At 58.6% G+C, this 21704-nt stretch carries 28 protein-coding genes and 1 pseudogene; 27 read left to right on the top strand and 2 right to left on the bottom strand.

Annotation, left to right across the window (positions count from 1 at the left end):
* The first annotated feature begins 14 nt into the window (after nt 1-14).
* The 13 genes from DLD99_RS01685 (at nt 15) to DLD99_RS01625 (ending at nt 11710) form a co-directional block, all read left to right on the top strand.
* Nucleotides 15-596 carry a phage baseplate assembly protein V gene (locus DLD99_RS01685; protein ID WP_208647505.1) on the top strand — a complete coding sequence of 194 codons (582 nt, stop codon included), beginning with the start codon at nt 15-17 and terminating at the stop codon, nt 594-596.
* Nucleotides 593-946, top strand: coding sequence for a GPW/gp25 family protein (locus DLD99_RS01680; RefSeq protein WP_114881057.1), 354 nt, complete (start codon nt 593-595; stop codon nt 944-946). The genes DLD99_RS01685 and DLD99_RS01680 overlap by 4 nt, the downstream gene beginning before the upstream one ends.
* On the top strand, nt 943-1857 hold the full coding sequence (locus DLD99_RS01675) for a baseplate J/gp47 family protein (protein ID WP_114881056.1): 915 nt from the start codon (nt 943-945) through the stop codon (nt 1855-1857). The genes DLD99_RS01680 and DLD99_RS01675 overlap by 4 nt, the downstream gene beginning before the upstream one ends.
* The gene (locus tag DLD99_RS01670) at nt 1854-2468 is read left to right on the top strand and encodes a phage tail protein I (RefSeq protein ID WP_114881055.1); all 615 of its coding nucleotides are present in this window, start codon (nt 1854-1856) and stop codon (nt 2466-2468) included. Before DLD99_RS01675 ends, DLD99_RS01670 begins: the two co-directional genes overlap by 4 nt.
* Nucleotides 2461-4428 (top strand): phage tail protein, encoded by a 1968-nt coding sequence (locus tag DLD99_RS29325; protein ID WP_244220770.1) that lies wholly within the window; start codon nt 2461-2463, stop codon nt 4426-4428. Before DLD99_RS01670 ends, DLD99_RS29325 begins: the two co-directional genes overlap by 8 nt.
* A 2-nt stretch (nt 4429-4430) precedes the next feature.
* Nucleotides 4431-4856, top strand: coding sequence for a phage tail assembly chaperone (locus tag DLD99_RS01660; RefSeq protein ID WP_167443755.1), 426 nt, complete (start codon nt 4431-4433; stop codon nt 4854-4856).
* 132 nt (nt 4857-4988) lie between these two features.
* Nucleotides 4989-6161, top strand: coding sequence for a phage tail sheath protein (locus DLD99_RS01655; RefSeq protein WP_114881054.1), 1173 nt, complete (start codon nt 4989-4991; stop codon nt 6159-6161).
* 49 nt (nt 6162-6210) lie between these two features.
* Nucleotides 6211-6726 carry a phage major tail tube protein gene (locus DLD99_RS01650; protein WP_114881053.1) on the top strand — a complete coding sequence of 172 codons (516 nt, stop codon included), beginning with the start codon at nt 6211-6213 and terminating at the stop codon, nt 6724-6726.
* Nucleotides 6727-6779: 53 nt separating this feature from the next.
* The gene (locus DLD99_RS01645; RefSeq protein WP_208647504.1) at nt 6780-7124 is read left to right on the top strand and encodes a phage tail assembly protein; all 345 of its coding nucleotides are present in this window, start codon (nt 6780-6782) and stop codon (nt 7122-7124) included.
* 8 nt (nt 7125-7132) lie between these two features.
* Nucleotides 7133-7252, top strand: coding sequence for a GpE family phage tail protein (locus DLD99_RS01640; protein WP_114881052.1), 120 nt, complete (start codon nt 7133-7135; stop codon nt 7250-7252).
* Nucleotides 7245-9977: a phage tail tape measure protein gene (locus DLD99_RS01635; RefSeq protein WP_114881051.1), complete on the top strand. Its 2733-nt coding sequence runs from the start codon at nt 7245-7247 to the stop codon at nt 9975-9977. The genes DLD99_RS01640 and DLD99_RS01635 overlap by 8 nt, the downstream gene beginning before the upstream one ends.
* 6 nt (nt 9978-9983) lie before the next feature.
* Nucleotides 9984-10424, top strand: coding sequence for a phage tail protein (locus DLD99_RS01630; RefSeq protein WP_114881050.1), 441 nt, complete (start codon nt 9984-9986; stop codon nt 10422-10424).
* Nucleotides 10421-11710 carry a phage late control D family protein gene (locus DLD99_RS01625; RefSeq protein ID WP_114881049.1) on the top strand — a complete coding sequence of 430 codons (1290 nt, stop codon included), beginning with the start codon at nt 10421-10423 and terminating at the stop codon, nt 11708-11710. Before DLD99_RS01630 ends, DLD99_RS01625 begins: the two co-directional genes overlap by 4 nt.
* 308 nt (nt 11711-12018) lie before the next feature.
* Here the strand turns inward: DLD99_RS01625 and DLD99_RS01620 are convergent, their stop codons facing one another.
* Nucleotides 12019-12375 (bottom strand): helix-turn-helix domain-containing protein, encoded by a 357-nt coding sequence (locus DLD99_RS01620; protein WP_244220769.1) that lies wholly within the window; start codon nt 12373-12375, stop codon nt 12019-12021.
* Between the two features lie 103 nt (nt 12376-12478).
* Between DLD99_RS01620 and DLD99_RS01615 the strand changes: the two genes are divergently transcribed.
* The 13 genes from DLD99_RS01615 (at nt 12479) to DLD99_RS01555 (ending at nt 20468) form a co-directional block, all read left to right on the top strand.
* Nucleotides 12479-12679 (top strand): DNA-binding protein, encoded by a 201-nt coding sequence (locus tag DLD99_RS01615; protein WP_114886542.1) that lies wholly within the window; start codon nt 12479-12481, stop codon nt 12677-12679.
* Between the two features lie 29 nt (nt 12680-12708).
* Nucleotides 12709-13182, top strand: coding sequence for a YmfL family putative regulatory protein (locus DLD99_RS01610; protein WP_114886540.1), 474 nt, complete (start codon nt 12709-12711; stop codon nt 13180-13182).
* Between the two features lie 77 nt (nt 13183-13259).
* Nucleotides 13260-13541, top strand: coding sequence for an Ogr/Delta-like zinc finger protein (locus tag DLD99_RS01605; RefSeq protein WP_114881047.1), 282 nt, complete (start codon nt 13260-13262; stop codon nt 13539-13541).
* Nucleotides 13541-13915, top strand: coding sequence for a hypothetical protein (locus DLD99_RS01600; RefSeq protein ID WP_114881046.1), 375 nt, complete (start codon nt 13541-13543; stop codon nt 13913-13915). The genes DLD99_RS01605 and DLD99_RS01600 overlap by 1 nt, the downstream gene beginning before the upstream one ends.
* 64 nt (nt 13916-13979) lie before the next feature.
* Nucleotides 13980-14213, top strand: coding sequence for a hypothetical protein (locus DLD99_RS01595; protein WP_114881045.1), 234 nt, complete (start codon nt 13980-13982; stop codon nt 14211-14213).
* A 2-nt stretch (nt 14214-14215) separates the two neighbouring features.
* Nucleotides 14216-17020, top strand: a complete 2805-nt coding sequence (locus DLD99_RS01590; RefSeq protein WP_114886538.1) for a toprim domain-containing protein — start codon at nt 14216-14218, stop codon at nt 17018-17020.
* 38 nt (nt 17021-17058) lie between these two features.
* Nucleotides 17059-17355 (top strand): hypothetical protein, encoded by a 297-nt coding sequence (locus DLD99_RS01585; protein WP_114881044.1) that lies wholly within the window; start codon nt 17059-17061, stop codon nt 17353-17355.
* A 38-nt stretch (nt 17356-17393) separates the two neighbouring features.
* Complete coding sequence (locus tag DLD99_RS29025; protein ID WP_162803445.1) at nt 17394-17531, top strand: hypothetical protein; 138 nt, start codon at nt 17394-17396, stop codon at nt 17529-17531.
* Nucleotides 17532-17593: 62 nt separating this feature from the next.
* Nucleotides 17594-17860, top strand: a complete 267-nt coding sequence (locus tag DLD99_RS01580) for a hypothetical protein (RefSeq protein ID WP_114881043.1) — start codon at nt 17594-17596, stop codon at nt 17858-17860.
* A gap of 210 nt (nt 17861-18070) precedes the next feature.
* A complete protein-coding gene (locus DLD99_RS01570; RefSeq protein WP_114881041.1) occupies nt 18071-18796 on the top strand; it encodes an HNH endonuclease signature motif containing protein in 726 nt (241 codons plus the stop codon).
* On the top strand, nt 18786-19019 hold the full coding sequence (locus DLD99_RS01565; RefSeq protein WP_114881040.1) for a hypothetical protein: 234 nt from the start codon (nt 18786-18788) through the stop codon (nt 19017-19019). Before DLD99_RS01570 ends, DLD99_RS01565 begins: the two co-directional genes overlap by 11 nt.
* 91 nt (nt 19020-19110) lie before the next feature.
* Nucleotides 19111-19323: a hypothetical protein gene (locus DLD99_RS01560; RefSeq protein ID WP_114881039.1), complete on the top strand. Its 213-nt coding sequence runs from the start codon at nt 19111-19113 to the stop codon at nt 19321-19323.
* A complete protein-coding gene (locus DLD99_RS01555; RefSeq protein ID WP_114881038.1) occupies nt 19320-20468 on the top strand; it encodes a site-specific integrase in 1149 nt (382 codons plus the stop codon). The genes DLD99_RS01560 and DLD99_RS01555 overlap by 4 nt, the downstream gene beginning before the upstream one ends.
* Nucleotides 20469-20754: 286 nt before the next feature.
* Here the strand turns inward: DLD99_RS01555 and DLD99_RS29315 are convergent.
* Nucleotides 20755-20983 (bottom strand): annotated as a pseudogene (locus tag DLD99_RS29315) (helix-turn-helix domain-containing protein).
* Nucleotides 20984-21409: 426 nt separating this feature from the next.
* Between DLD99_RS29315 and DLD99_RS01545 the strand changes: the two are divergent.
* Complete coding sequence (locus tag DLD99_RS01545; protein ID WP_114881037.1) at nt 21410-21676, top strand: DUF3077 domain-containing protein; 267 nt, start codon at nt 21410-21412, stop codon at nt 21674-21676.
* Nucleotides 21677-21704: the final 28 nt, after the last annotated feature.

Below are 21704 nucleotides of genomic sequence, written 5' to 3'. Positions count from 1 at the left end.
ACAGCCCCCCGTCGATGCACCTCGCACGCGCGACCGGCAACATCGGCGGCATGGACTCTCTTACTGAACTGACCCGACGCCTCGAAAACCTGATTCGTGCTGGCACTATCGCCGAGCTCGATCCGGCCAAACCGCGTTGCCGTGTGAAAACCGGCGGCCTGCTGACCGACTGGCTGCCCTTCTTCGCTCTGCGCGCCGGTGAGGACAGCGACTGGGATCCGCCCAGCGTGGACGAGCAGTGCCTGGTGCTTTCGCCATCAGGCAACCCGGCTCACGGCTTTGTCATTTTCGGTCTGTACAGCGATCGCTTCCCGGCTCCGGACAACGTGCCGACTCGACGCCGGCGCAAATATCGCGACGGGGCGGTTGTCGACTATGACACCGCTAGCCACACGCTGACCGCCACGCTGCCTGGGGGCGGCAAAGCCAATCTCATCGCGCCGGGTGGCGTACATGTCACCGGTGATGTCGTAATTGATGGCCTAGTGACCGTCACCAAGGACGTCGTCGCCGGCGTCCAGAAGATCAGCCTGGTGAATCACCGCACATCTGGGGTTCAGGCAGGTAACGGTACCTCGCAGGGGCCAGTTCCATGATCGGCATGAACAGCAAGACGGGCCACAGTATCGTTGGGAACGATCACCTGGTGCAGTCGATCGCTGACATCCTGACCACGCCCATCGGGACGCGCGTGATGCGACGCGAATACGGCAGCCAGCTTGCCGACCTGATTGATTGGCCGCTCAACAACGCAACCCGCCTGCAGGCTTATGCGGCGACCACCATCGCGCTAATGCGCTGGGAGCCGCGGATCCGCTTGAGCCGTGTCCAGCTCACGCTCGGCGATATCGCTGGCCAGGCGATTCTCGATATCGAAGGCAGCCTGGTGGACACCAATGAACCATTGAGCCTGCGCGTTCCGCTGAGTCTGGGGGCAACAGCATGAAAACTTTCACTCCCATCGACTTGGCCAGGCTTCCGGATCCGGACGTCGTCGAGCAGATTAATTACGAGCAAATCCTCGCCGAGCGCAAGACTTACGCGGTCAGCCTCTGGCCAGCAGAGCAGCAGGCCGAAGTCGCCGCGACATTGGCCGTGGAGTCGGAACCTCTGACCAAGCTCCTGCAGGAGAACGCCTATCGCGAAATGCTGCTGCGTCAACGCGTGAATGAAGCATCCCTAGCCAACATGCTGGCCAAAGCCAAGGGCAAAGACCTTGAGCAGCTCGCTGCCAACGTCAACGTCGAGCGGCTGGTCGTGACTCCGGGTAACAGCGCCGCTATCCCGCCGATCGTCGCTGTGATGGAGTCGGACGAATCGCTGCGCGAACGGGCGCAGATGGCATGGGAAGGCCTTTCCACGGCTGGCCCACGCAACAGCTACATTCTGCACGCCCGCAGCGCAGACGGCCGCGTGGCTGATGCGACGGCAGAGAGCCCAGCGCCGGCGGAGGTAGTCGTCACTGTTCAGGGCTTGACCGGCGATGGAAGCGTAGACCCGGCGTTGCTGACCATCGTCAGCCATTACCTGAGCGACGATGACCGTCGTCCGGTCGCCGATCGGCTCACGGTGCAGTCGGCAACTGTGCTGCCCTACCAGGTCGACGCCGTTCTCTATCTCGCCACCACAGGTCCAGAAGCGGAACCCATTCGCGAAGCGGCGCAAGCGCGCCTGGTCACCTTCATAAGCCAGCGTCGACGCCTCGGCGTGGAAATCTCTGAGTCAGCCATACATGCCGCGCTGCACGTCGAGGGCGTACGCAAGGTCGTCTTGCACGACTGGGTCGATATCACCCCGAATGAAGCCGAGGCCGCGTATTGCACCGGATATAGCGTGACCGTTGGTGCACTGACATGACCAATTTGCTACCCCCGAACGCAAAGCAGCTCGAGCAGTTGGCGGCCGAGGCACTCGCCCAGATCGAGCGGGTGCCAGTACCGATCAGGGATTTGCTGAATCCCGATCGGTGCCCGGTCCTGCTGCTCCCCTATCTGGCTTGGGCATTTTCGGTCGACCGCTGGGATAGCGAGTGGTCAGAAGCCACGAAGCGCCAGGTCATCAAAGGCTCCTACTTCATCCACTCCCGAAAAGGAACGATCGGAGCTCTGAGACGCGTAGTCGAGCCACTGGGGTATTTGATCGAGATTGTCGAGTGGTTCAAGACCGTGCCTGAAGGCGTACCGGGCACTTTTGCGCTGAAGGTCGGCGTTCTCGACACCGGCATCACCGAAGAAATGTATCAGGAGCTTGAGCGCCTGATTGACGACGCCAAGCCCGTCAGTCGACACCTGACCGGGCTGGCGATCAGCCTGGAATCGCAAGGCGATTTGAATATCGCCGTGTCCCTCTACGAAGGCGACGAAATCGACGTTTACCCGCCCGTCATGCGTGACATTGAAGTCATTGGCAGCTTCGGCGTGGTCGGGCGCGAACACACCATAGACACCCTGGACGTTTATTATGATTGATGCGAACTCGCAGTTTTTCGCGATCCTCACGAACGTGGGAATGGCCAAGCAGGCGAACGCCGACGCGCTCGGCATTCCCTGGCTGATCACGCAAATGGGCGTGGGGGATGCCAACCCGAACGGGCTGGCCGATCCGCCCAATCCGGTGCCGTCGGCCACTCAAACCAAGCTGCTCAATGAGTGGCGACGCAAGCCGCTCAACCAATTGAAGATTGATCCGGTCAACCCGGCGGTGATCATCGCCGAACAGATCATTCCAGCTGACGAGGGCGGTAAGTGGATCCGCGAAATCGGCCTCTATGACGCGGACGGTGATCTGGTGGCGGTAGCTAACTGCGCGCCAAGCTTCAAGCCGCTGCTGTCGCAAGGCTCAGGCCGCACGCAAATCGTGCGCATGAACTTCATCGTCGCCAGCACCGGGAACATTCAGCTCAAGATTGACCCGTCGGTGGTGTTGGCGACGCGTGAATATGTTGACGCAAAGATTCTGGAAGAGCTGTACAAGCTCGACAGCAAGCAGTCGGTGCGGGTCGCGACGACGGCCAACATTGCGCTGTCCGGACTTCAGTCCATTGACGGCGTGGCACTGGCTGTCGGTGACCGGGTGCTGGTGAAAAACCAGAACGTCGCCAAGGACAATGGCATTTGGGTCGCGGCGGCGGCAGGGTGGTCGCGTGCGGCAGATGCAGACTCGAATACCGAGGTAACCTCGGCGCTGTTGGTATCAGTCGAGCAGGGCGCAACATTGGCCGACACGCGCTGGCAGCTGATCACCGACGGGGCGATTGTCCTGGGCACCACGGCGCTGGTGTTTCAGAACATCACGCAAGGCTTTGCCCCGATCAACGCGCCGGCGCTGATCAATCCGACGGCCAACACCCCGCCGCGGTTTGATGCCAGTCAGAAGCTCGCTACGACTGAGTTTGTACAGCGAGCGATTGGGAGTTATGCGGATCTGGTGACATATCCGGGCAGCGTAGATTTGACGCCGGCCGATGTTGGGCGTTTGGTGTCAGTAGGCGGATCGGGCTCTACCATTATCCTTCCCGATGCGAGCACGGTTCCTCAAGGTTCAGTTATCACGGTTCTCGCGGGCTTGAACGGGGCGACCTTCATGGCTAAAGGCGCGCAAACCCTGATCGCAATCAACGGTGCGCTGGGGCCTTTCACTCAGCCTCAATCGACAATCTCGGCTTTCCGTCGCTTGAATAACGGCCTCGGTTGGGCGCTGGAAGGCGGTGACGGTGCGCTGAAGTATTCGCCGATTTTGCGGGGCGCGCATTGGGAAACGCAGCCGCAGTTCGATAGTAGTAAGTCGTTAGCAACCACTGAATTCGTGCAGCGCGCGGCCGGTAGTTTGGCCGGGTACGTCGCCTATGCGGCAAACACGGTTTTGACGGCGTCCGATGTCGGCAAGTACGTCTATTCGAGCGGAGCGACTGTTACTCTCACGCTGCCTGATGCCACGCTGTTACCCAGTGGAAGTCGAATTTACATTCAGGCGGGATCATCAAGCACCTGCACCGTGAGGTCAATTAACGGCGCCATTGTTGGGCCTAATGGTAATCCGGCGGGTTCGTCCAGCGTGGTGCTGGGTAACGGTGTCGCGACGGAATTTATCGCGGCGGGTTCATCCTGGTTGGCCGTTGGCGGATCTGGGCTCGCCTTTCTTTCAGCTAACGGCTATCAGCGGTATCCGTCGGGTCTGATCGAGCAATGGGGAACCGTAACGGTCAATGACAACATTGAGGTATTCATCACTTTGCCCATCGCGTTTCCTACCGCAGTTCTCGGGGCGATAGCGGGGGTTTCCAACTCGGGCGTAGTCGGTGGTGGTGAGTTCGCAACAGCCGGCGCGAGAAAGAACTCCAGCAGCCTGAGTACCATTGGTGTAAACGCAAACACAGGGCCTAACCTGTCGACCAGTCAACTCATAACTTGGCGAGCGTGGGGTTATTGATCATGATTTTTTTTAGTGCATCTGAGCGTGGCTTTTACGACGACACCATTAACATCGACATGCCAGATGATGGCGTTGAGGTTTCCGATGAGCGCCGTCGCGAAATTCTGGCTGGTCAATCTGCCGGGATGGTCGTCGCTGCTGACGAATTCGGCTGCCCTATCCTTGTCGATCGACCGCCACCTACCGCTGAGGCGCTGGCCGCCGCTGAGCGTGTTTGGCGTGATCGACAATTGACGGCTACTGACCCTCTGGTTTCACGCCATCGCGACGAGGTCGAGGAAGGCGGGCCTACCTCGATCACGCCTGAGCAATATGCCGAGTTGCAAGGCTACCGCCGGCAGTTGCGCGACTGGGCGCAAGGCGAGCAATTCCCGCTGATCGATCACCGCCCGATCGCGCCGCCTTGGCTAATCGATCAGATCTAAGCGCTCATGCAACCGACCGCGATCAGTAGATCCTTCTGTGGGGCTTCGCCTTACAAGCCTCTGTCCTCGCGGATTTAGCACGCGCGCGGCAGCCTGTGCAGTGTCATTCAACTACTGCACAGGCACTTTCCCATGGCCACCGATTACCATCACGGCGTACGCGTCCTCGAGATTAACGAGGGCACCCGCCCAATCCGTACCGTCGCAACCGCCGTCGTTGGCATGGTCTGCACCGCTGAAGATGCGGACCCGGTGGCATTCCCACTCAATCGCCCAGTGCTGCTAACCGACGTGCTTACCGCCAGTGGGAAGGCCGGTGTCAAAGGCACGCTCGCAAAAAGTCTCGACGCCATCGCTGACCAGGCCAGCCCGGTTACCGTCGTCGTTCGTGTTGCCGAAGGGCAGGACGCGGCTCAGACCACTACCAACGTGATTGGTGGTGTAACCGCCGGTGGCCAGTACACGGGTATGAAAGCCCTGCTGGCTGCAGAAGCGCAGCTCGGCGTGCGACCGCGCATCCTCGGCGTCCCAGGCCTCGACTCTTTGCCGGTGGCGACTGAACTGGTGCTCACCGCACAGAAGTTGCGTGGCTTCGCATATGCCAGCGCTTGGGATTGCGACACCGTCTCTGATGTCATTGCCTACCGAGAAAACTTCGGGGCACGCGAATTGATGACCATCTGGCCGGACTTCGTGAACTGGGACACCACCCTGAGTGCCGATGCGCCGGCATCGGCGATCGCCCGCGCCTTGGGTCTTCGAGCCAAGCTCGATGAGCAGGTCGGCTGGCACAAGACTCTTTCCAACGTAGCCGTCAATGGCGTGTCTGGACTGAGCCGCGATATCTACTGGGATCTGCAGAATCCCGCCACCGATGCAGGTCTGCTGAACGCGGCGGACGTCACCACGCTGATTCGACGCGACGGTTTCCGCTTCTGGGGCTCGCGCACCTGCAGCGGCGACCCATTGTTCGCCTTTGAAAACTACACCCGTACCGCCCAGGTGCTGGCTGACACCATGGCAGAGGGGCAATTCTGGGCGATCGACAAGCCGATGCACCCGAGCCTGGTGCGCGACATTGTTGAGGGTATCAATGCCAAATTCCGGGAGCTGGTACGCCTTGGCTACCTGATCGGTGGCGAGTGCTGGTACGACGAAGCCGCCAACGACAAGGACACACTCAAGGCCGGCAAGCTGTATCTCGATTACGACTACACGCCAGTGCCGCCTCTGGAGAATCTGGGGCTCCGCCAGCGCATCACCGACCGTTACCTGGTCGACTTCGCCAGCCGCGTCAACGCCTGATATCCATTCATCCGCGCGGCGATGACCGCGCCTTAAGGAGAGCGCCCATATGGCTCTGCCCAAAAAGCTCAAGAACATGAATTTGTACAACGACGGCGTCAGCTACGTCGGCGAATGCAAGAGCGTCACCCTGCCCAAGCTTGCCCGCAAGCTTGAAGCCTTCCGGGGGGGCGGCATGGACGGTGCGGTAAAGGTCGACCTGGGTCATGGCGACGACGGGATCCAGCTCGAATGGACCCTCGGTGGCTGGGATCTGACGGCACTGCGTCAATACGGCGCGGTATCGGCCAGCGGCGTGATGCTGCGCTGGGCCGGATCGATCCAGCGCGACGACACCGGCGAGGTTTCGGCTGTCGAGGTGGTTGTGCGCGGCCGGCACGAAGAGATCGACATGGGTGACTCGGAAAGCGGCGAAGACACCGAGCACAAGTTCACCACCACCTGCAGCTATTACAAGCTGACTATCGATGGCAATGAAGAGATCGAGATCGACTTGCTCAACTTCATTTTCAAGGTCAACGGCAAAGACATGCTGGCAGAACACCGTAAAGCGATCGGCCTGTAAGCCAGGCCCTCCCAGCCGGCTCGGCCGGCCCCTATCTACTAAAGGAATTCGACATGAGCACCGCCCAAAAGAACGAAGCTGCAGAAGCGCCAGTTGTAAAGAATCCGAATCGCCCTGTCATCACCCTCGACACACCGATTATCCGAGGCTCGACCGAAATCACCGAGGTGACACTTCGCAAACCCGTCTCCGGTGAATTGCGCGGCGTTTCGCTGACCGATCTGCTGCAGATGGACGTGCTCGCGTTGCGCAAGGTATTGCCCCGAATCACTACACCGACCCTGACCGATCACGACATCGGTCTGATGGATCCGGCAGATCTGGTGCAGATGGCTACCGAGGTCGCAGGTTTTTTGCTGCCGAAGTCGGCGAAGGTGGATGCATCCCTCGCTGCGTAGATGACGCCATGGCGGACATCGCCGTGATTTTTCACTGGGGGCCCGTGGAGATGGATCCGCTCCCCCTGACCGAACTGATGGAATGGCGCGAACGCGCTCGCAAGCGAAGTGGGGCGAAAGATGACTGACAAGCTGCGGCTGGAATTTATGCTGTCGGCGATCGACAAGGTCACCGCGCCCCTCAAGCAGATCAGCGCTGGGAGCACTGCGACGTCTCGCGCCTTGAAGGAGGCGCGGGATCAGCTAAAGGAGCTCAACGCCCAGCAGTCCAATATTTCCAGCTACACCCGCCAGCGCGAAGCCGTCCGCCAGTCCTCGGAGGAACTGGCAAAGGCGCAAGACAAGTTGCGCGGCCTGCGTGAGCAGCTGCAAAAGATGGACGCCCCGACAGCAGCCTTTCAGAAAGCGTTCGTTAATGCCTCCGCCTCGGTGGAAAAGCTGACAAACAAACACACAGCGCAGCGATCGGAGCTGCAGCGCCTGATACCCCTCATGAAATCCACCGGTGTGGACACCCGCAATCTCGGCAGCACTGAGCGCCGCTTGAAAACCGAGATCGAGGCTGCGAACAAAGCCATCCAAACTCAGCGAGAACGTCTCGCCGCCCTTGCCAAACAGCAGGAACGGGTCTCTAAAGCACAGCGAAATTATTCCAAGGGCAGAGAGCTCGCTGGCAATGCCGCCGTCGCCGGCGCAAGTGCGGGAGCAGTTGGTGCGGCGACAGGCATGCCCATCCTCGGGATGATCAAGAACTACTCGCGCTTCGAAGATGCGATGGCAGGCGTAGCGAAGCAGGTCGCCGGCGCCCGCGACGATAACGGTCAACTCACCCAAACGTATTACGAAATGGGAGACGCGATCAAAAAGATGTCCGAAACAATCCCGATGGCGACTACCGACATCGCCGCCCTGGTAGAAGGCGGCGCGCGAATGGGCATCCAGGGTAAAGATGACTTGCTGGAATTTGCGCGCGTCGCTGCAACAGCAGCGACCGCGTTTGAACTGCCGGCAGATCAGGTCGGTGAAAGCCTGGCGCGCATCGCTAACCTCTATAAATTGCCAATCAAAAACGTGAGCCAGCTCGGGGACGCGATCAACTACCTTGACGACAATGCGATGTCGAAAGGCGGCGACATCATCGACGTCATGCAGCGCACGGCAGGCATTACCGCGTCGGTGGGAATGTCGTTTAAAGACGCCGCTGCGTTGGGCTCGACATTCCTGACACTCGGGGCTTCATCAGAAATCGCTGCCACCGCTACGAACGCGATGATTCGTGAATTGGCTATCGCTACCCAGCAGCCAAAGCGATTTGTCACAGGCCTGAAATCGATCGGTTTAGAGGCGAAAGCGGTCCAGGACGGCATGAGCAAGGACGCCACGGGCACCATTCAGAAAGTGCTCGAGGCAGTGAACAAGCTGCCGAAAAATCAGCAGCTCGGTGTGATGACCCAGCTGTTTGGCAAAGAGTATGGCGATGACGCCGCTAAACTCGCGTCCAACATCGAGGAGTATCGCCGGCAGCTTGACCTGGTCAACGGCGCAGATAACGCACCGAAGCGCGATGGCTCGATGCAGCGTGAAGGCGACATCCGTGCGGACCAGTTGTCAGCCCGATGGGAGATGTCCCAAAACCGTATGTTCAACCTGAGCAGCGCACTTGGCGCCACTTTGCGACCAGCTCTGATCCAACTCGTCACCGGCTTCAACGGTGTCCTCGAGCGCGTTAACGCCTGGGCGACCGCGAACCCCGGGTTAGTGTTGGGCATTCTGAAAGTTGCCGCCGGCATTGCGGCGCTATCGATCGGTTTCAGCACTGTGGCCTTGGCCCTGGCCACCACGCTTGGCCCTTTCCTCGCCGTGAGGTATGGGCTTTCCCTTATAGGGATCCGACTGCCATCCGTGATCGGCCTGCTCTTCAATTTGGGCTCTAAAGTGCTGCCATTCGTGGGGCAGGCGTTTATGTGGTTGGGAAGACTGTTCCTGGCCAATCCAATCGGCTTGGCTATTACGGCAATTGCCGCCGCGGCATACCTGATCTATGCGAATTGGGACAAGGTGAAGGCTTACTTCGCCAGCGCCTGGGCAGAGATAAAACTCGGCTTCAGCGGCGGCATAGCCGACATTCTGCGCACTATCGTCAACTTCAGCCCCATCGGGCTGTTCTACCAAGCATTCTCGGCCGTGATGAACTACATGGGCGTCGAACTTCCGAGCAGGTTCACCGCGTTCGGAGGAATGATCATTTCAGGGCTCGTCAATGGCATTACCGGCGCGATGGACTCGGTTAAAACCGCGATCTCGGATGCTGGCAGCAGCACCGTGGACTGGTTCAAGGAAAAGCTCGGCATTCACAGCCCCTCCCGAGTCTTTGCCGAGCTAGGCGGTTTCACGATGGCCGGCTTGGCACAGGGTGTAAATGAAGGCCAGAGCGGCCCAATGGAAGCCGTCAAAGCAGTGGGCGAGCTCATGACCCAAGCGGGGACTGTGACCATTGGCGCGATTACCAACGCTGGTGCGGCTTTGAATCCGGCCGGCGCCGGTGCGAAGACGGAAAGCGGCGGCATGCTGGAATCAATCATGGGAGCGGGCAAGCGCCTGGCTCAAGTAGGCGCAATGGCGGTGGGATTCGGCGGAGCACAGGGCGCGATCGCCCTAGATAACCGTCCGCCGATAAGCACCGCCGCACAGCCAGCTGCAGCGCAAATGGCGCCAGAACAGATCGTCATAAATATTCATCCGGCCCCAGGACTCGACGCCGCCGCGATCGCTCGCGCCGTCTCCGCAGAGCTCGACAAACGCCAACATGCAAAACAAGCCAAGGGGCGTAGCGCCCTCTTTGACCAGGAGTAAACGGCAATGATGATGGCTCTCGGCATGTTCATTTTCAGTCTCGAAACCTTGGCGTATCAGGAGCTGCAGCGGCAGACAGAATGGCGGCACGGCTCGACGTCGCGTATCGGCACCAACCCATCCCGCCAGTTTCTAGGCCGAGGTGAAGACTCGATCAGCATGCCTGGCGTTCTCTTGCCGGCACTCGCCGGCACCCCGCTGAGCCTCGACACACTTCGCGCTATGGCCGATACCGGAAAGGCATGGCCGTTGATCGAAGGCACCGGCAGGATCTTGGGCATCTGGGTGATCGACAACATCACCGAGAACAAAACTTTGTTCTTCTCGGATGGCGCTGCGCGCCGCATCGAATTCACCATCGCGCTTAAACGGATCGATGACGGCCGGGTTGATCTGCTCGGCGCCGGCGTGAGTACAGCCGGTAATATCCTGAGGAAAATCCTGTGATCGACCAAGCACTCAGCCGGGTCGACGGCTATCTGAGCGACGCGCAGGCCTCCATCCGAGAAGCAAAGGCCTATCCTCGTCCGATCTGTCGGCTGGAGGTCGACGGACGTGACATCACAGCGGCGATCGAGAAGCGCCTGATGAGCATCGATCTGACCGATAACCGCGGACTTACAGCGGACCAGCTCGACGTCACCCTCTCGGACCATGACGGGCGCCTGGCGATCCCGCCCAAAGGGGCGACCCTGCGGCTATGGCTTGGATGGAGCGACACCGGGCTGGTCGACAAAGGCACATACACGGTCGATGAAACCGAGCACAGCGGTGCGCCAGATCAGTTGAACATCCGGGCTCGCAGCGTGGATCTGACTGCAGGGCTGAAAGCCAAACGGGAGCGAAGCTGGCACAACGAGACGATCGAGACCGTCGTGCAGGCCATTGCCGGCGCCTACGGCCTTGGTCCATTGGTCAGCGCCGCGCTCAGTGCCATCCAGGTGGTACACCTTGATCAGGCCAACGAGTCGGACGCGAACCTGCTTTCACGCTTGGGACAAGAGCACGATGCGATCGCAACGGTGAAAGCGGGCAAACTGCTGTTCATGCCGATCGGCAATGGCACAAGTGCCAGCGGGCTGGCACTGCCACACATCATTCTCACCCGCCGGGATGGCGATCAGCATCGATTCCTGCAGGCGAACCGTGACAGCTACACGGGCGTTCGGGCGTTCTATTACGACGTCAACAGTGCTGAGAAAAAGGAGGCAATCTCTGGAGGCGGCGACAACATCAAGGATTTGCGTCATTCCTACACGGATCAGCAGAGCGCTCTGGTGGCTGCCCGGGCCGAGTGGAACAAGCTGCAGCGTGGAAGCGCAACGCTCAGTTACTCGCTGGCGCGCGGCCGTCCAGACCTCACACCAGAGCTCACCTATTCGCTGATCGGCATCAAGCAGGAAATAGCGGACGTGATCTGGCTCGGTGGCAACGTGAAACACAGCTTTACGTCTGATTCGTTCACCACAAGCCTCGAGCTCGAGTCGATGCTTCCCGATGGAGACGAAGTAGCGGAATTGGCGGATGACACCGGCGACTACACCGGAGTTGTGGCGTGGTACCGAGACGAAAAAAGCGGTCAGCAGCAGAAGCTGAGCGAGGGCGATCAGAACAAACCTAAGCGACTGACCCACCTATATGAAAGCAAGGCCTCAGCACAACGGGCAGCGGATAGGGAGTACAAAAGGCTGCAAGCCAAGAATGGGACAGATGCCCCAGGCACTCCGACATGAACAGCCGGAGTGCGGTGAACGGGGTAGAGGTCAATCCGTTTGAGCCATCATCTCCGCAATGCGATGAATATGTTCCTGATCGCTCCGCGACATCTTCCGGTACAAGCTCAACAAAATGCACTCCAGCTGCGTCAGCTGAGAGGCGAAACACTCCCCGTCCCGAACGTCCTGTTCAAGCTGCTCCAAAACGCCTCGATCCAACATGCTCACTACTCCTAAAAGGCGCAGAGGATCGTCTAAATCAAGACCTTCTGAAGCCCCAAGTGAACACATTTTCGTCCGATTGCGCGGCCTGGTCCTGCGTAAGGTCACTCCAATGGAAGGTTACCTTGCGACTTCTTTGCAGCCGCTTCTGCCAAGCCTGTAGCGACTCGGTGCACCACAATCTGGTCGCTTGGACTCAGCGAGCGGAAGCAGTTCAAAACCTCATTTTCGACAGTAGTTTGCGTTCCAGCCACCGTGTCTCGCCGGCCGAAAAGAACATACATCACGTCCACGCCAATCCTCGAAATTGCCAACAGGTAAGCCGTGTCCGGCCTCTGTCGATCGTTCTCGTAATTGCCTTGGGAGTTCCGTTTCACACCGCCTATATCTGCGAAATCGTTTTGATTGATTCCAAGCCGGTCGCGCTCTTCCCGGAGCCGCTCGCCCAAAGTTTTTTCCAAGGATTCTCCGGTTACACAAATTTTTGGCATGCACCGCTTTACACAGCCAAATTCTTGGGCATAATGATGGCACACACAACACGATTGAACACACATGAACACTATGCCCGTCCTCCTTACAGCCGAGCAAGCCCGCGCAGAACTTGACCGCAACGGGATAACCATTGCGCATTTCTGCCGCGAACACGGCCTGAACAAAAATTTGGTCAGCGATTTGTTGAACGGTCGCAAGAAGGGCGTGCGAGGCGAGGCCCGACGTGCAGCTGTGCTTCTAAAAATCAAAGACGGTGTGATTCCAAATTAATGGCATTAGGCCAGGCGAGAAACCAGAAGATGAAACGCACCGTTCTAGAAACTCGCAGGCAGGTCGTAAGCGCAGTGATTTGCGCGTACCCGGGGGGACGTGATTGCGCCGCTCCGCGCTTGGGTATGTCGGTGAAAAAGTTCGACAACCATGCCTATGAGAACGCGGGCAGCCGACCGCTTACTGACGAGCAGATCTGCCTCTTGGAGTCGCAGACCGGGACCACTCACCTTCCTGACTTCGTCTGCAACCTGTACGGCGGAGTGTTCGTTCCGGTTGCTGAAGCCGAGCAATTGGACAACCTCGACCTGTATGCGCGCTCGATCAATACAGCGGTAAAGCGTGGCCTCGTCGACGCGATCATTTCCAAAGCACTCCAGGACGGCGTCATCGACGACGACGAAGTGCAGGCCATTCTTGCGGCGCACCGTGCGCACGTAGCAGCCAGACACGAAGAGATCACTGCCGTGATCGTTCTGCATCGGGAAAACCCGGGCAGCTAGGAATCGAAATAGGCGCTGGAAGCGTCGCCATTTTTCGGCATCAGCCGAGGGCCGCGATTAGCGGCGGGGAGAAAAAAGTGAGCACTTATAAGCTGGTATGTCCGCACTGCCGGGAGCGAATGCGCATCCGGACCAGCGAGGGCACGCATATCTTTTTGCGTATTGCCTACCTGCAATGCATCAACGAGGCCTGCGGTTGGTCGGTCCGGGCTCAGTTTGAAATGACTCACGAAATGAGCCCATCAGGTATGCCTAACCCGGCTGTCTGTTTGCCAGTGGCTCCCGTCGCTATTCGCCGGCAGGCAATGAAAAAGGAAGGCGAGCAGCAAATGGATCTACTTGGACTGGAGACGGCCTGATGAACACATTAATCAGCGAGCAAAATCCCGAGCGCGAGTATCGCGCCGCCATGCAAGACGCCGCGCTTTGCTACATGCAGCGCCACCAAGCAGAGCACCTTGGCAACGATCAACAGCTATTTACCCGTACGGTCACCCACCTGCAGACCACACTGGATGTACCCAACTTTCTTGCCGAGACCCTGACGGGCTTGGCTTACGGAGAACTGCGCGCCGGCGCTGGCCAGCGACGCCTTGATCTGAAAAACAGCAGTGAATCGGTTGCAGTCTTTGCCGATCCAGCCAGCGGCAAATCTTACGCCGTCCCCGTCGCACTGATCTTCCAGTACCTGGTCGAGGCCTCGGAGCCCCGACCGAAAACCCTCAGCAACTGACCGAATCGCTCCACCGTTTGCGTGTGGGTTTGGGTGAATTGCGCCCGAAATCAGGGAAAAAGCCATGAGCACAGCACTTTCCATACAGATGAGCCTGAGCGAAAGCCTCGCCGAAGCCTTGTTACAGGAGCTCCGCGAGCGGCTGCGACTGGGCATTCAGGAGCACTGGTATTCGGATCAGTTTCGCTGCGTTCCTGATGGTCTGCGCACCAGCGCCATCCTCTCGGCCTACCCCGCACTGGCGGCTCAAAAGACAACTCTCGGCGCCCTCCGGGTCGCCATCAGAAAGCAGGCATGAAGATGGAAGATAAAATCCGGGCCGACGTATTGACCCGACTTGAGTTCGATTACGGCCTGAAACGCCGGGTCGGCACCGATTTCATGCGAGGTGGCACTTGCCCGGCCTGCAACAAGAAAGAGCTGTACACCAGCTTCGCAAACCCGTTCTTCATCAAGTGCGGCCGAGAGAGCAAATGTGGTCAGCAGTGGCACGTCAAAGAGTTGTATGCCGATCTGTTTGATGACTGGAGCAAACGTGCGCCGGCAACAGATGATCAACCGACCGCAAGCGCCCGCGCCTACATGGAGTTCGCTCGCGGATTCAAGATTGATCTGGTGGCGGGTCTGTTCACCCAGGAGAACTACTTCGATCGCGTTTTGAATATCGGCTCGGCCACAGTGCGGTTTGCGCTCGAGCACGGCGGGTATTGGGAACGCTTGATCGACCAGCCTCAGCGCTTCGGTAAGAAGAAGGCACGCTTTAAGCCGGGCGAATCATACAAAGGCTATTGGTGGTGCTCCCCCTACGTCGACCTCACTCAAACCTCTGAACTGTGGATCGTTGAGGGAATCTTCGACGCGATCGCTCTGCAGCACAACGAGATCGACGCGGTAGCGGCGATGTCGTCAAACGCCTTTCCCGAGGCCTCGCTGAAAGCGCTTGCTGCTGACCGGGCCGGCAACTTGCCAAGATTGGTCTGGGCTCTGGACAACGAGCCTGGCGCGCACCGCTACACGCGTAAATGGGTCGTCATGGCTAGAGCCATGGGCTTTGAATGCACCGCTGCGCAGATACCGCAGCGCGACGCGCGGAAAGTGGATTGGAACGACCTGCATCAGCGATGGGCCTTTATTGGTGACGAAACCGAACGACGCAAGCGCACAGAAGCGGATCTGAACGAGGCTCGCCACCATGGCGCCCTGCTGATTGCTGAAAGCGCCTCAGAGAAAGCGCTGCTGATGTACAACTGGCGCGAGCGCGAAGAATTCCACTTCGGGTTTGAGTCTCGCCTGTACTGGTGGAAGCTGGACATCAGCAAGTTCAACAACGCCATGCAGGCGCTGGAAACGAGCGAGAACCACGAAGAGCAGCAGCTGAACAACAAGGCCATGCGTGAAAAAGCGCTGCGTATGTCCGGCTGCGTGGTTGAGATCGCCAACTGCTACCCCCAGGCGCTGTACTTCCAGCGCAATGAGATCACAGACGAATCCTGGTATTTCTTCCGCGTCGACTTCCCCCACGACGGCGGCTCAGTGAAGAACACTTTCACCGGTGGCCAGGTCGCGGCCGCGAGCGAATTCAAGAAGCGACTGCTCGGCATGGCCGCCGGTGCAGTGTTCACCGGCAGCGGCCAACAGCTCGACAAAATCATGAAGGACCAACTGTTCGCGATCAAAACGGTTCAGACGATCGACTTTGTTGGGTACAGCAAGGAGTACGCCTGCTACGTGTACGGCGACCTCGCCGTAAAAGATGGACAGGTGGTCGACGTCAATGACGAAGAGTTCTTCGAGTTCGGCAAGCTGCGCCTGAAAACCCTGCAACGTGCGGTGCCGGTGCGGATCCAGCGCGACCCGAAGGAATACAGCGACGAATGGGCGAAACTGCTGTGGACATGCTTTGGAGCACAGGGCGTTGTCGCTCTGACCTTCTGGTTCGGCTCGCTGTTCGCCGAGCAGATCCGCGCTCGCTACCAGTCCTTTCCCTTCCTGGAAGCCACCGGCGAGGCAGGGGCTGGTAAAACCACTCTGCTCAACCTTCTTTGGAAGTTGCTCGGCCGCGCCGGCTACGAAGGATTCGACCCGTCGAAATCCACCAAAGCCGGCCGCAGCCGGTTGATGGGCCAAGTATCCGGCATGCCTGTGGTGCTGCTTGAGTCGGATCGGAGCGGTGACGACAAATCCCACGCTAAAAACTTTGAATGGGACGAGCTGAAGGACTATTTCGGCGGCGGCACTCTGGCGACCAAAGGCGTGAAGACCGCCGGCAACGAAACCTACGAGCCACCGTTCAGAGGCACGATCGCCATCAGCCAGAACGCGCCCGTGATTGCGTCCGAAGCCATCATGACGCGTATCGTGAAACTGCATTTTGTGCGGCCGAACGTGACACCCGAGAGCCGAGCGGCAGCTGATCGTCTGACGGCCTTAGATGGCTCCAAGTTGAGCTACTTCCTGCTGCAGGCGGTGAAGCGCGAGAGCGACGTCATGTCCACCCTTGCCGACAAGATCCCGGCCCACGAAGCGCGCCTGCGCCGGCTACACACCCACTGCGTCAGCTGCGACAACGAATACCCAGCGAATAACGAAAAAGCGGCATGCCAGCACTGTGGCAATCAGTTGAGAGGCTACATCCGCGTTGAGCGCATCGTAAAAAACCATGCACAGCTGCTCGCCCTGGTGGACTGCATTCGCTCGCTGGTACCGCTGACCGACGCCCAGATCAGCGCAACCCAGCGCTGCATTGTCTCGATGGCCATCGAGCGCCAGAGCTCAATCAGCGCAGACCATCCGGTTGTCGCGGAATTCTGGGAAGTCTACGAGTACCTGCAAGGGCTTGATGCCGACGGGCCGGTGGTCAATCACAGCAAGAAAGACAACGTCATCGCTATCAACCTCAACGAGTTCGTAGAGCGCGCCGCAGAACACCGCCAAAAGCTGGCCGACGTCAGCGAATTGCGCGATCGCCTGAAGGAATCCCGCTGCCGCAAATTTCTGGAATCGAACAAAGCCGTCGACAGCGCGGTGCGCGCCTACCAGGCCACGCGCAATAACAACACGATCACCAAGTCACCCACGGTCAAGTGCTGGATGTTTCAGGCGTAGGGCTGCAACCCGCGTCGACAGCCAGGAAGGAGAGAACCATGCAGATTCAAATCGTCGCCGGCACTGATCGTAGTGATACGCAAAGCCTGCAGGATCGCATCACCCAGCTGCTCAACGAGCTTGGGAACACGGTGCAGGCAGAAGCCTACGGTGCGAACGGATTGGTCGACATTTTGGAGGTACGGGCTACCGATGGTCAGCGCGAGATCTTGGTGCTGAATTGCTCCCGACTGCAAATCCAAGCGGTTTTGGACTGGCAGTCATGTAGCGAAGACACGAACGAATTCGAAGACCTGGTGCTGCACCTGGTGCGATCGCCAGACAGCTACCAATAACGCCGGCTGCAACCGGCAACTACTGAAAGGAGAAAACCATGCAGCGCACGAACGAAACAGCCCAACCGGCCGGAAAGGCAATCATAAACAGCCTGCTCAGCATCACGGCAACCGCAGCACTGATCACCATTACCGCCTTGCAGATACCTGACGTACTGATCTGGCTCGCCAGCTAAGAAAAGAAATGGCGCCGAGGGGCTGCAACCCCTCGGCACCGACTACCCCAAGGAGAAGCACCATGCGAGCACGAAACCTGAGAGTTGTCCTGCAAAAGGCTAACACAGCGCAATTCAAACCCGGCGACAAGGTAAATCAGGTGATCACAGGGAAACGCGCTCGACGGCCCAAGCGCCACCACAAGCCTGGGATCGTTCTGCGTGTTTTTGGTAACTGCGTAATTGTGCGTTTCAAAAATGAAGTGAAAGGCGTTTACCCCAAGTGGAGATTGATGCTGGCTGTAGGAGGCAACAACCACCCATGCGCATTGCAGGGAGCTGCCAAATGACTCATGAAACCATCGCTCAACAGAGCCGGATCCGCCCTGCAATGGCGAGTAAGCGCCTGGATCTGCCCAGCATTTGCGATATCTGCGGCTTCGCTCGATCGACACGTCGACACCAGAGCTGCAGCAAGTTGAGGCAACAACGCAAAACGGAAGAATGGGCGGCCTTGATGGCGGAAAAAGCGGCTGCTCGAGCGACCCGGGAGAAACGATATGCGCGCTAGCAAACTGAGCGCTTTGGCTGAAGCGGCTCTTGAAAATGCCCGCGCTCGAACATCGGGCCCCGGCCACGCTACTAAATCGCAGCGAAGGATTTGGACAGATCAGGAAGAGATCGATCTTGGACGGCTTTACCCGGACACGCCGATGCCAAACCTGATGGAGTACTTCCAACGGCCGGATCATGCCATTTACGGAAAGGCCGCGAGCATGGGCCTGAAGCGGAGCGACAATTATCTGGCGAGTGAGCACGCCTGCCGGCTACGGCGAAACAGCGATGCTGGCGCAGCCTTCAGGTTTCAGAAAGGCTTCACCCCGTGGAATAAGGGGATGAAGGGCTTGCAAGCTGGCGGCCGTGCAGCTGAAACCCAGTTTAAAAAAGGGTCGAAGCCTGGCAACTGGCTTCCAGTCGGCAGTACGCGTCGCAGCAAGGATGGGTATTTGCAAAGGAAGATCACAGACACCGGATATCCGCCCCGAGACTGGGTGGCACTGCACACCCTGCTATGGGAGGAGCAGCGCGGGCCGGTGCCGCCCGGGCATTGCCTGTCTTTCAAGGACGGCAATAAGGACAACATCGAGCTCGATAACCTTGAGCTGATCACCAGGGCAGAGCGAATGCGGCGCAACACAATCCATAGGTATCCGCCGGAACTCAAGGAAACCATCCGCCTGCTGAGCAAACTCAAGCGCACTATCGAGACTACCGATGAAAAATAAAATGACTGACCTGCGTGACCATCTTTTTGCCACGCTGGAAGCACTTCAGGACGAAAGCAAACCGATGGACATCGATCGGGCCAAAGCGATAGCCGAAGTGGGCAAGGTGCTTGTTGACTCAGCAAAAGTGGAGGTGCTGTACCTCAAGGTGATGGATGGCGAGGGCCAAAGCACTGGATTCATCGAGTCGCAAAAAACTCTGCCGTTGATCAACGGACGGTGAGCCTAGCATTTAGCTCGGCAAGTTCTAATAACTCCAGCCCCGGCAGCGGTACTACACTTGCCGGGGTGCCTCAAACGCTCGAGGACAAACTATGAACTCCCGATCGGACAACGTCCTGGTATTCACCGACCTGCAGCGCATAACCGGTTATCAACGCCGTTCCGATGTCGAGCGATCGTTGATCGACCAAGGCGTTCGCGTGTTCCGTGGCCGCACCGGGCCGTGGACCACGTTGGACCTTATCAACCAGGCTGCCGGCATCAAGCCAGCCGCACCAGATCGATACGACGCCGATATCCTATGAGGAAAGCACGGAAGCGGAAGCACAATCCGCATATTCCCGCCCATATCGACCAGGCCGCTCTCCCAGCGGCCGTTTACTTTGATCACCGCAAAGGTCGGGTCTGGTACACGTTGCACTATGACGAAACGGGAAAACAACGCCGGCGCAACATCGCGCCGGCGGACGTTTCGCTGGCCGAGCTGCACCGGATCATGGACGAGGCATCCAACGTCGACCGTGGCACGCTTCGCTACGTTTGCAGCCAGTTTCACGAGAGTGATCGTTATAAGAAGCTCAGCCCGAAAACCCACGATGACTACTGCTACTCGCGTGATGTTCTGCTGACCCTGCCCACAAAGCTGGGAAAGCCGCTGGGAGACTTGGCGGTACGCAAGTTCACTTCTGCCCTGGTGCAGCGCATCGTCGATCGGCTCGCAGACGAGGGGACTCCATCGAAGGCTGCGCACGCTCTCCGCTACTTGCGGCGCGTACTGCAGTGGGGTCGCAACCGGGGTTTTCTGGATGTGAATCCCGCGCTGGGCATCGAAGCCCCTGTCGAACGAAAACAGCGTCGCCTGCCAAATCATCAAGTCATGGATACGCTTATTGATCGAGCAATTGCCCGAGGCTTGCTGATCAGGGGCGAAAAAGGCGGCTGTCCGGAGTACCTCGGCTACGTGATGGAGCTGGCATATCTCTGCAGACTACGCGGAATCGAAGTGGTCACTCTGACCGATGCGAACGAGCTGGAGAGTGGCATTCTCACCAACCGCCGCAAAGGCAGCCGTGACAACATCGTTCGCTGGACACCTCGACTGCGCAAAGCCTGGGATCACGCCAAAGCCTATCGAGCCAAGGTCTGGGCCAAACGCAAAACGGCGATACCGATCGCACCGTCACGACGGCCCATCATCGTGGCCAGTCACGGCGGGCCGCTACGCAAGTCGAGCTTGGACACGGCGTGGCAAAGATTTATCACGCTGGCTTTGGCAGACGAGATCATCACGCCCGAGCAACGGTTTGCACTTCACGACTTGAAACGACGTGGCATCACCGACACGGCAGGTACGCGAGCGGATAAACAGGAGGCGAGCGGCCACCGCGACCCGAAGATGATGGACGTCTACGACCACAGCGTGCCGACCGTTTCCCCTTCAGCAGAGTGAGCAAACCGGACGTAACAAGCGACACAGGGCCCGCTATTCACGCGGGCCTTGGCGTATCTGGACGTAACAAGGAATCGCGTAAGTGCTTGATTTCTATGCTTGAAGCACCTTCCTTGTAATCAGTAGGTCCCGGGTTCGATTCCTGGTGCCGGCACCATACAAAACAAAGCCCCTGCAGAAATGCAGGGGCTTTGTTGTTTCTGGAGTGTCCACATTTCGTCCACATCTCCGATCATCGGCAACCGCGAGCCGATTCTAATCGGAAGACTCCATGGACGATCGCGCCTCAGGCTGGATGCAGATCCCGCAACGCTTCCGGATACTGGCTAGCAACACGTAACAATGTCTGTGCCGCACTTGTCGGCTGCCTTCGACCCTGCTTCCAATCCTGCAACATCCTGCACCTCATCGGCCGCCGAGAGTGGCACCTCTGTCACAAGAGCTGCGTTTCCCGCCTTCATTTGACGGACAGAGTCCAGCAAGTCCTGCTGGAATTGCTCCAGTTCATTGACCATCGCTGATTTCCTCCTTCAGTGGCTTGGTGATCAAAGGGTATAGATTTCTTCCAAGAACATCAGCTCCGCCACCACCTGGCCACGATTGCGCTCAAACCCTCCCCCAAGCTACCGTCAAACCCGTCGCTGCCAATTCAGCGACCGGGCCTGAGAACCCGCGTAAGATGCAGGCGCACCAGCGCCCCAACCCACGTTTGCCGGTGTTTTTTTTGTGCCTGCATTTCCGTGCAATGGCGGCTGTGCGTGGGAGGTCTTCGGACCTGCCGGGTTCCTGTATCTCCGGTTTCTCAGCCTGCGCATAGCTGCCACCCTTTCGCCTGAGAACGATTTGGCAGCACTCATTTGATACAGGGAGTTTACAAATGATTAGCATCGATCCGTCCAGAGTCTGCCCTTTCCACCTTCCAGCAAACGGTAGGTGAAACCATGACCAATCCTCAAGATCTGAAAACCCTCGGCCTCACCCATTTCTTCTTCCAGTCCAACCACGCACTCTTCCGAACCAATCCCGGCGTCCCGGTCGCCACCGCCCTCTCCCACGCCTCGCATCTACTCCACATTTCCAAACTGCTCACGTCGGACACTTCTGCTGCCAACGACCCGGAACTCCACGCCTGCGCCTCGCAATACTTGCAGGAATTGAGCAAGGCGCTGGTCGATGACGCGGTAAAAGTGCTGAGTCCGGATCCATAAACCGTCGCCCACAAAAAAGCCCTCGCAT

The sequence above is a fragment of the Pseudomonas kribbensis genome (genome assembly GCF_003352185.1).
GTDB lineage: Bacteria > Pseudomonadota > Gammaproteobacteria > Pseudomonadales > Pseudomonadaceae > Aquipseudomonas > Aquipseudomonas kribbensis.
Note: the sequence above shows the minus strand (reverse complement) of the source record. Positions and strands in the feature narration are given on the sequence as shown.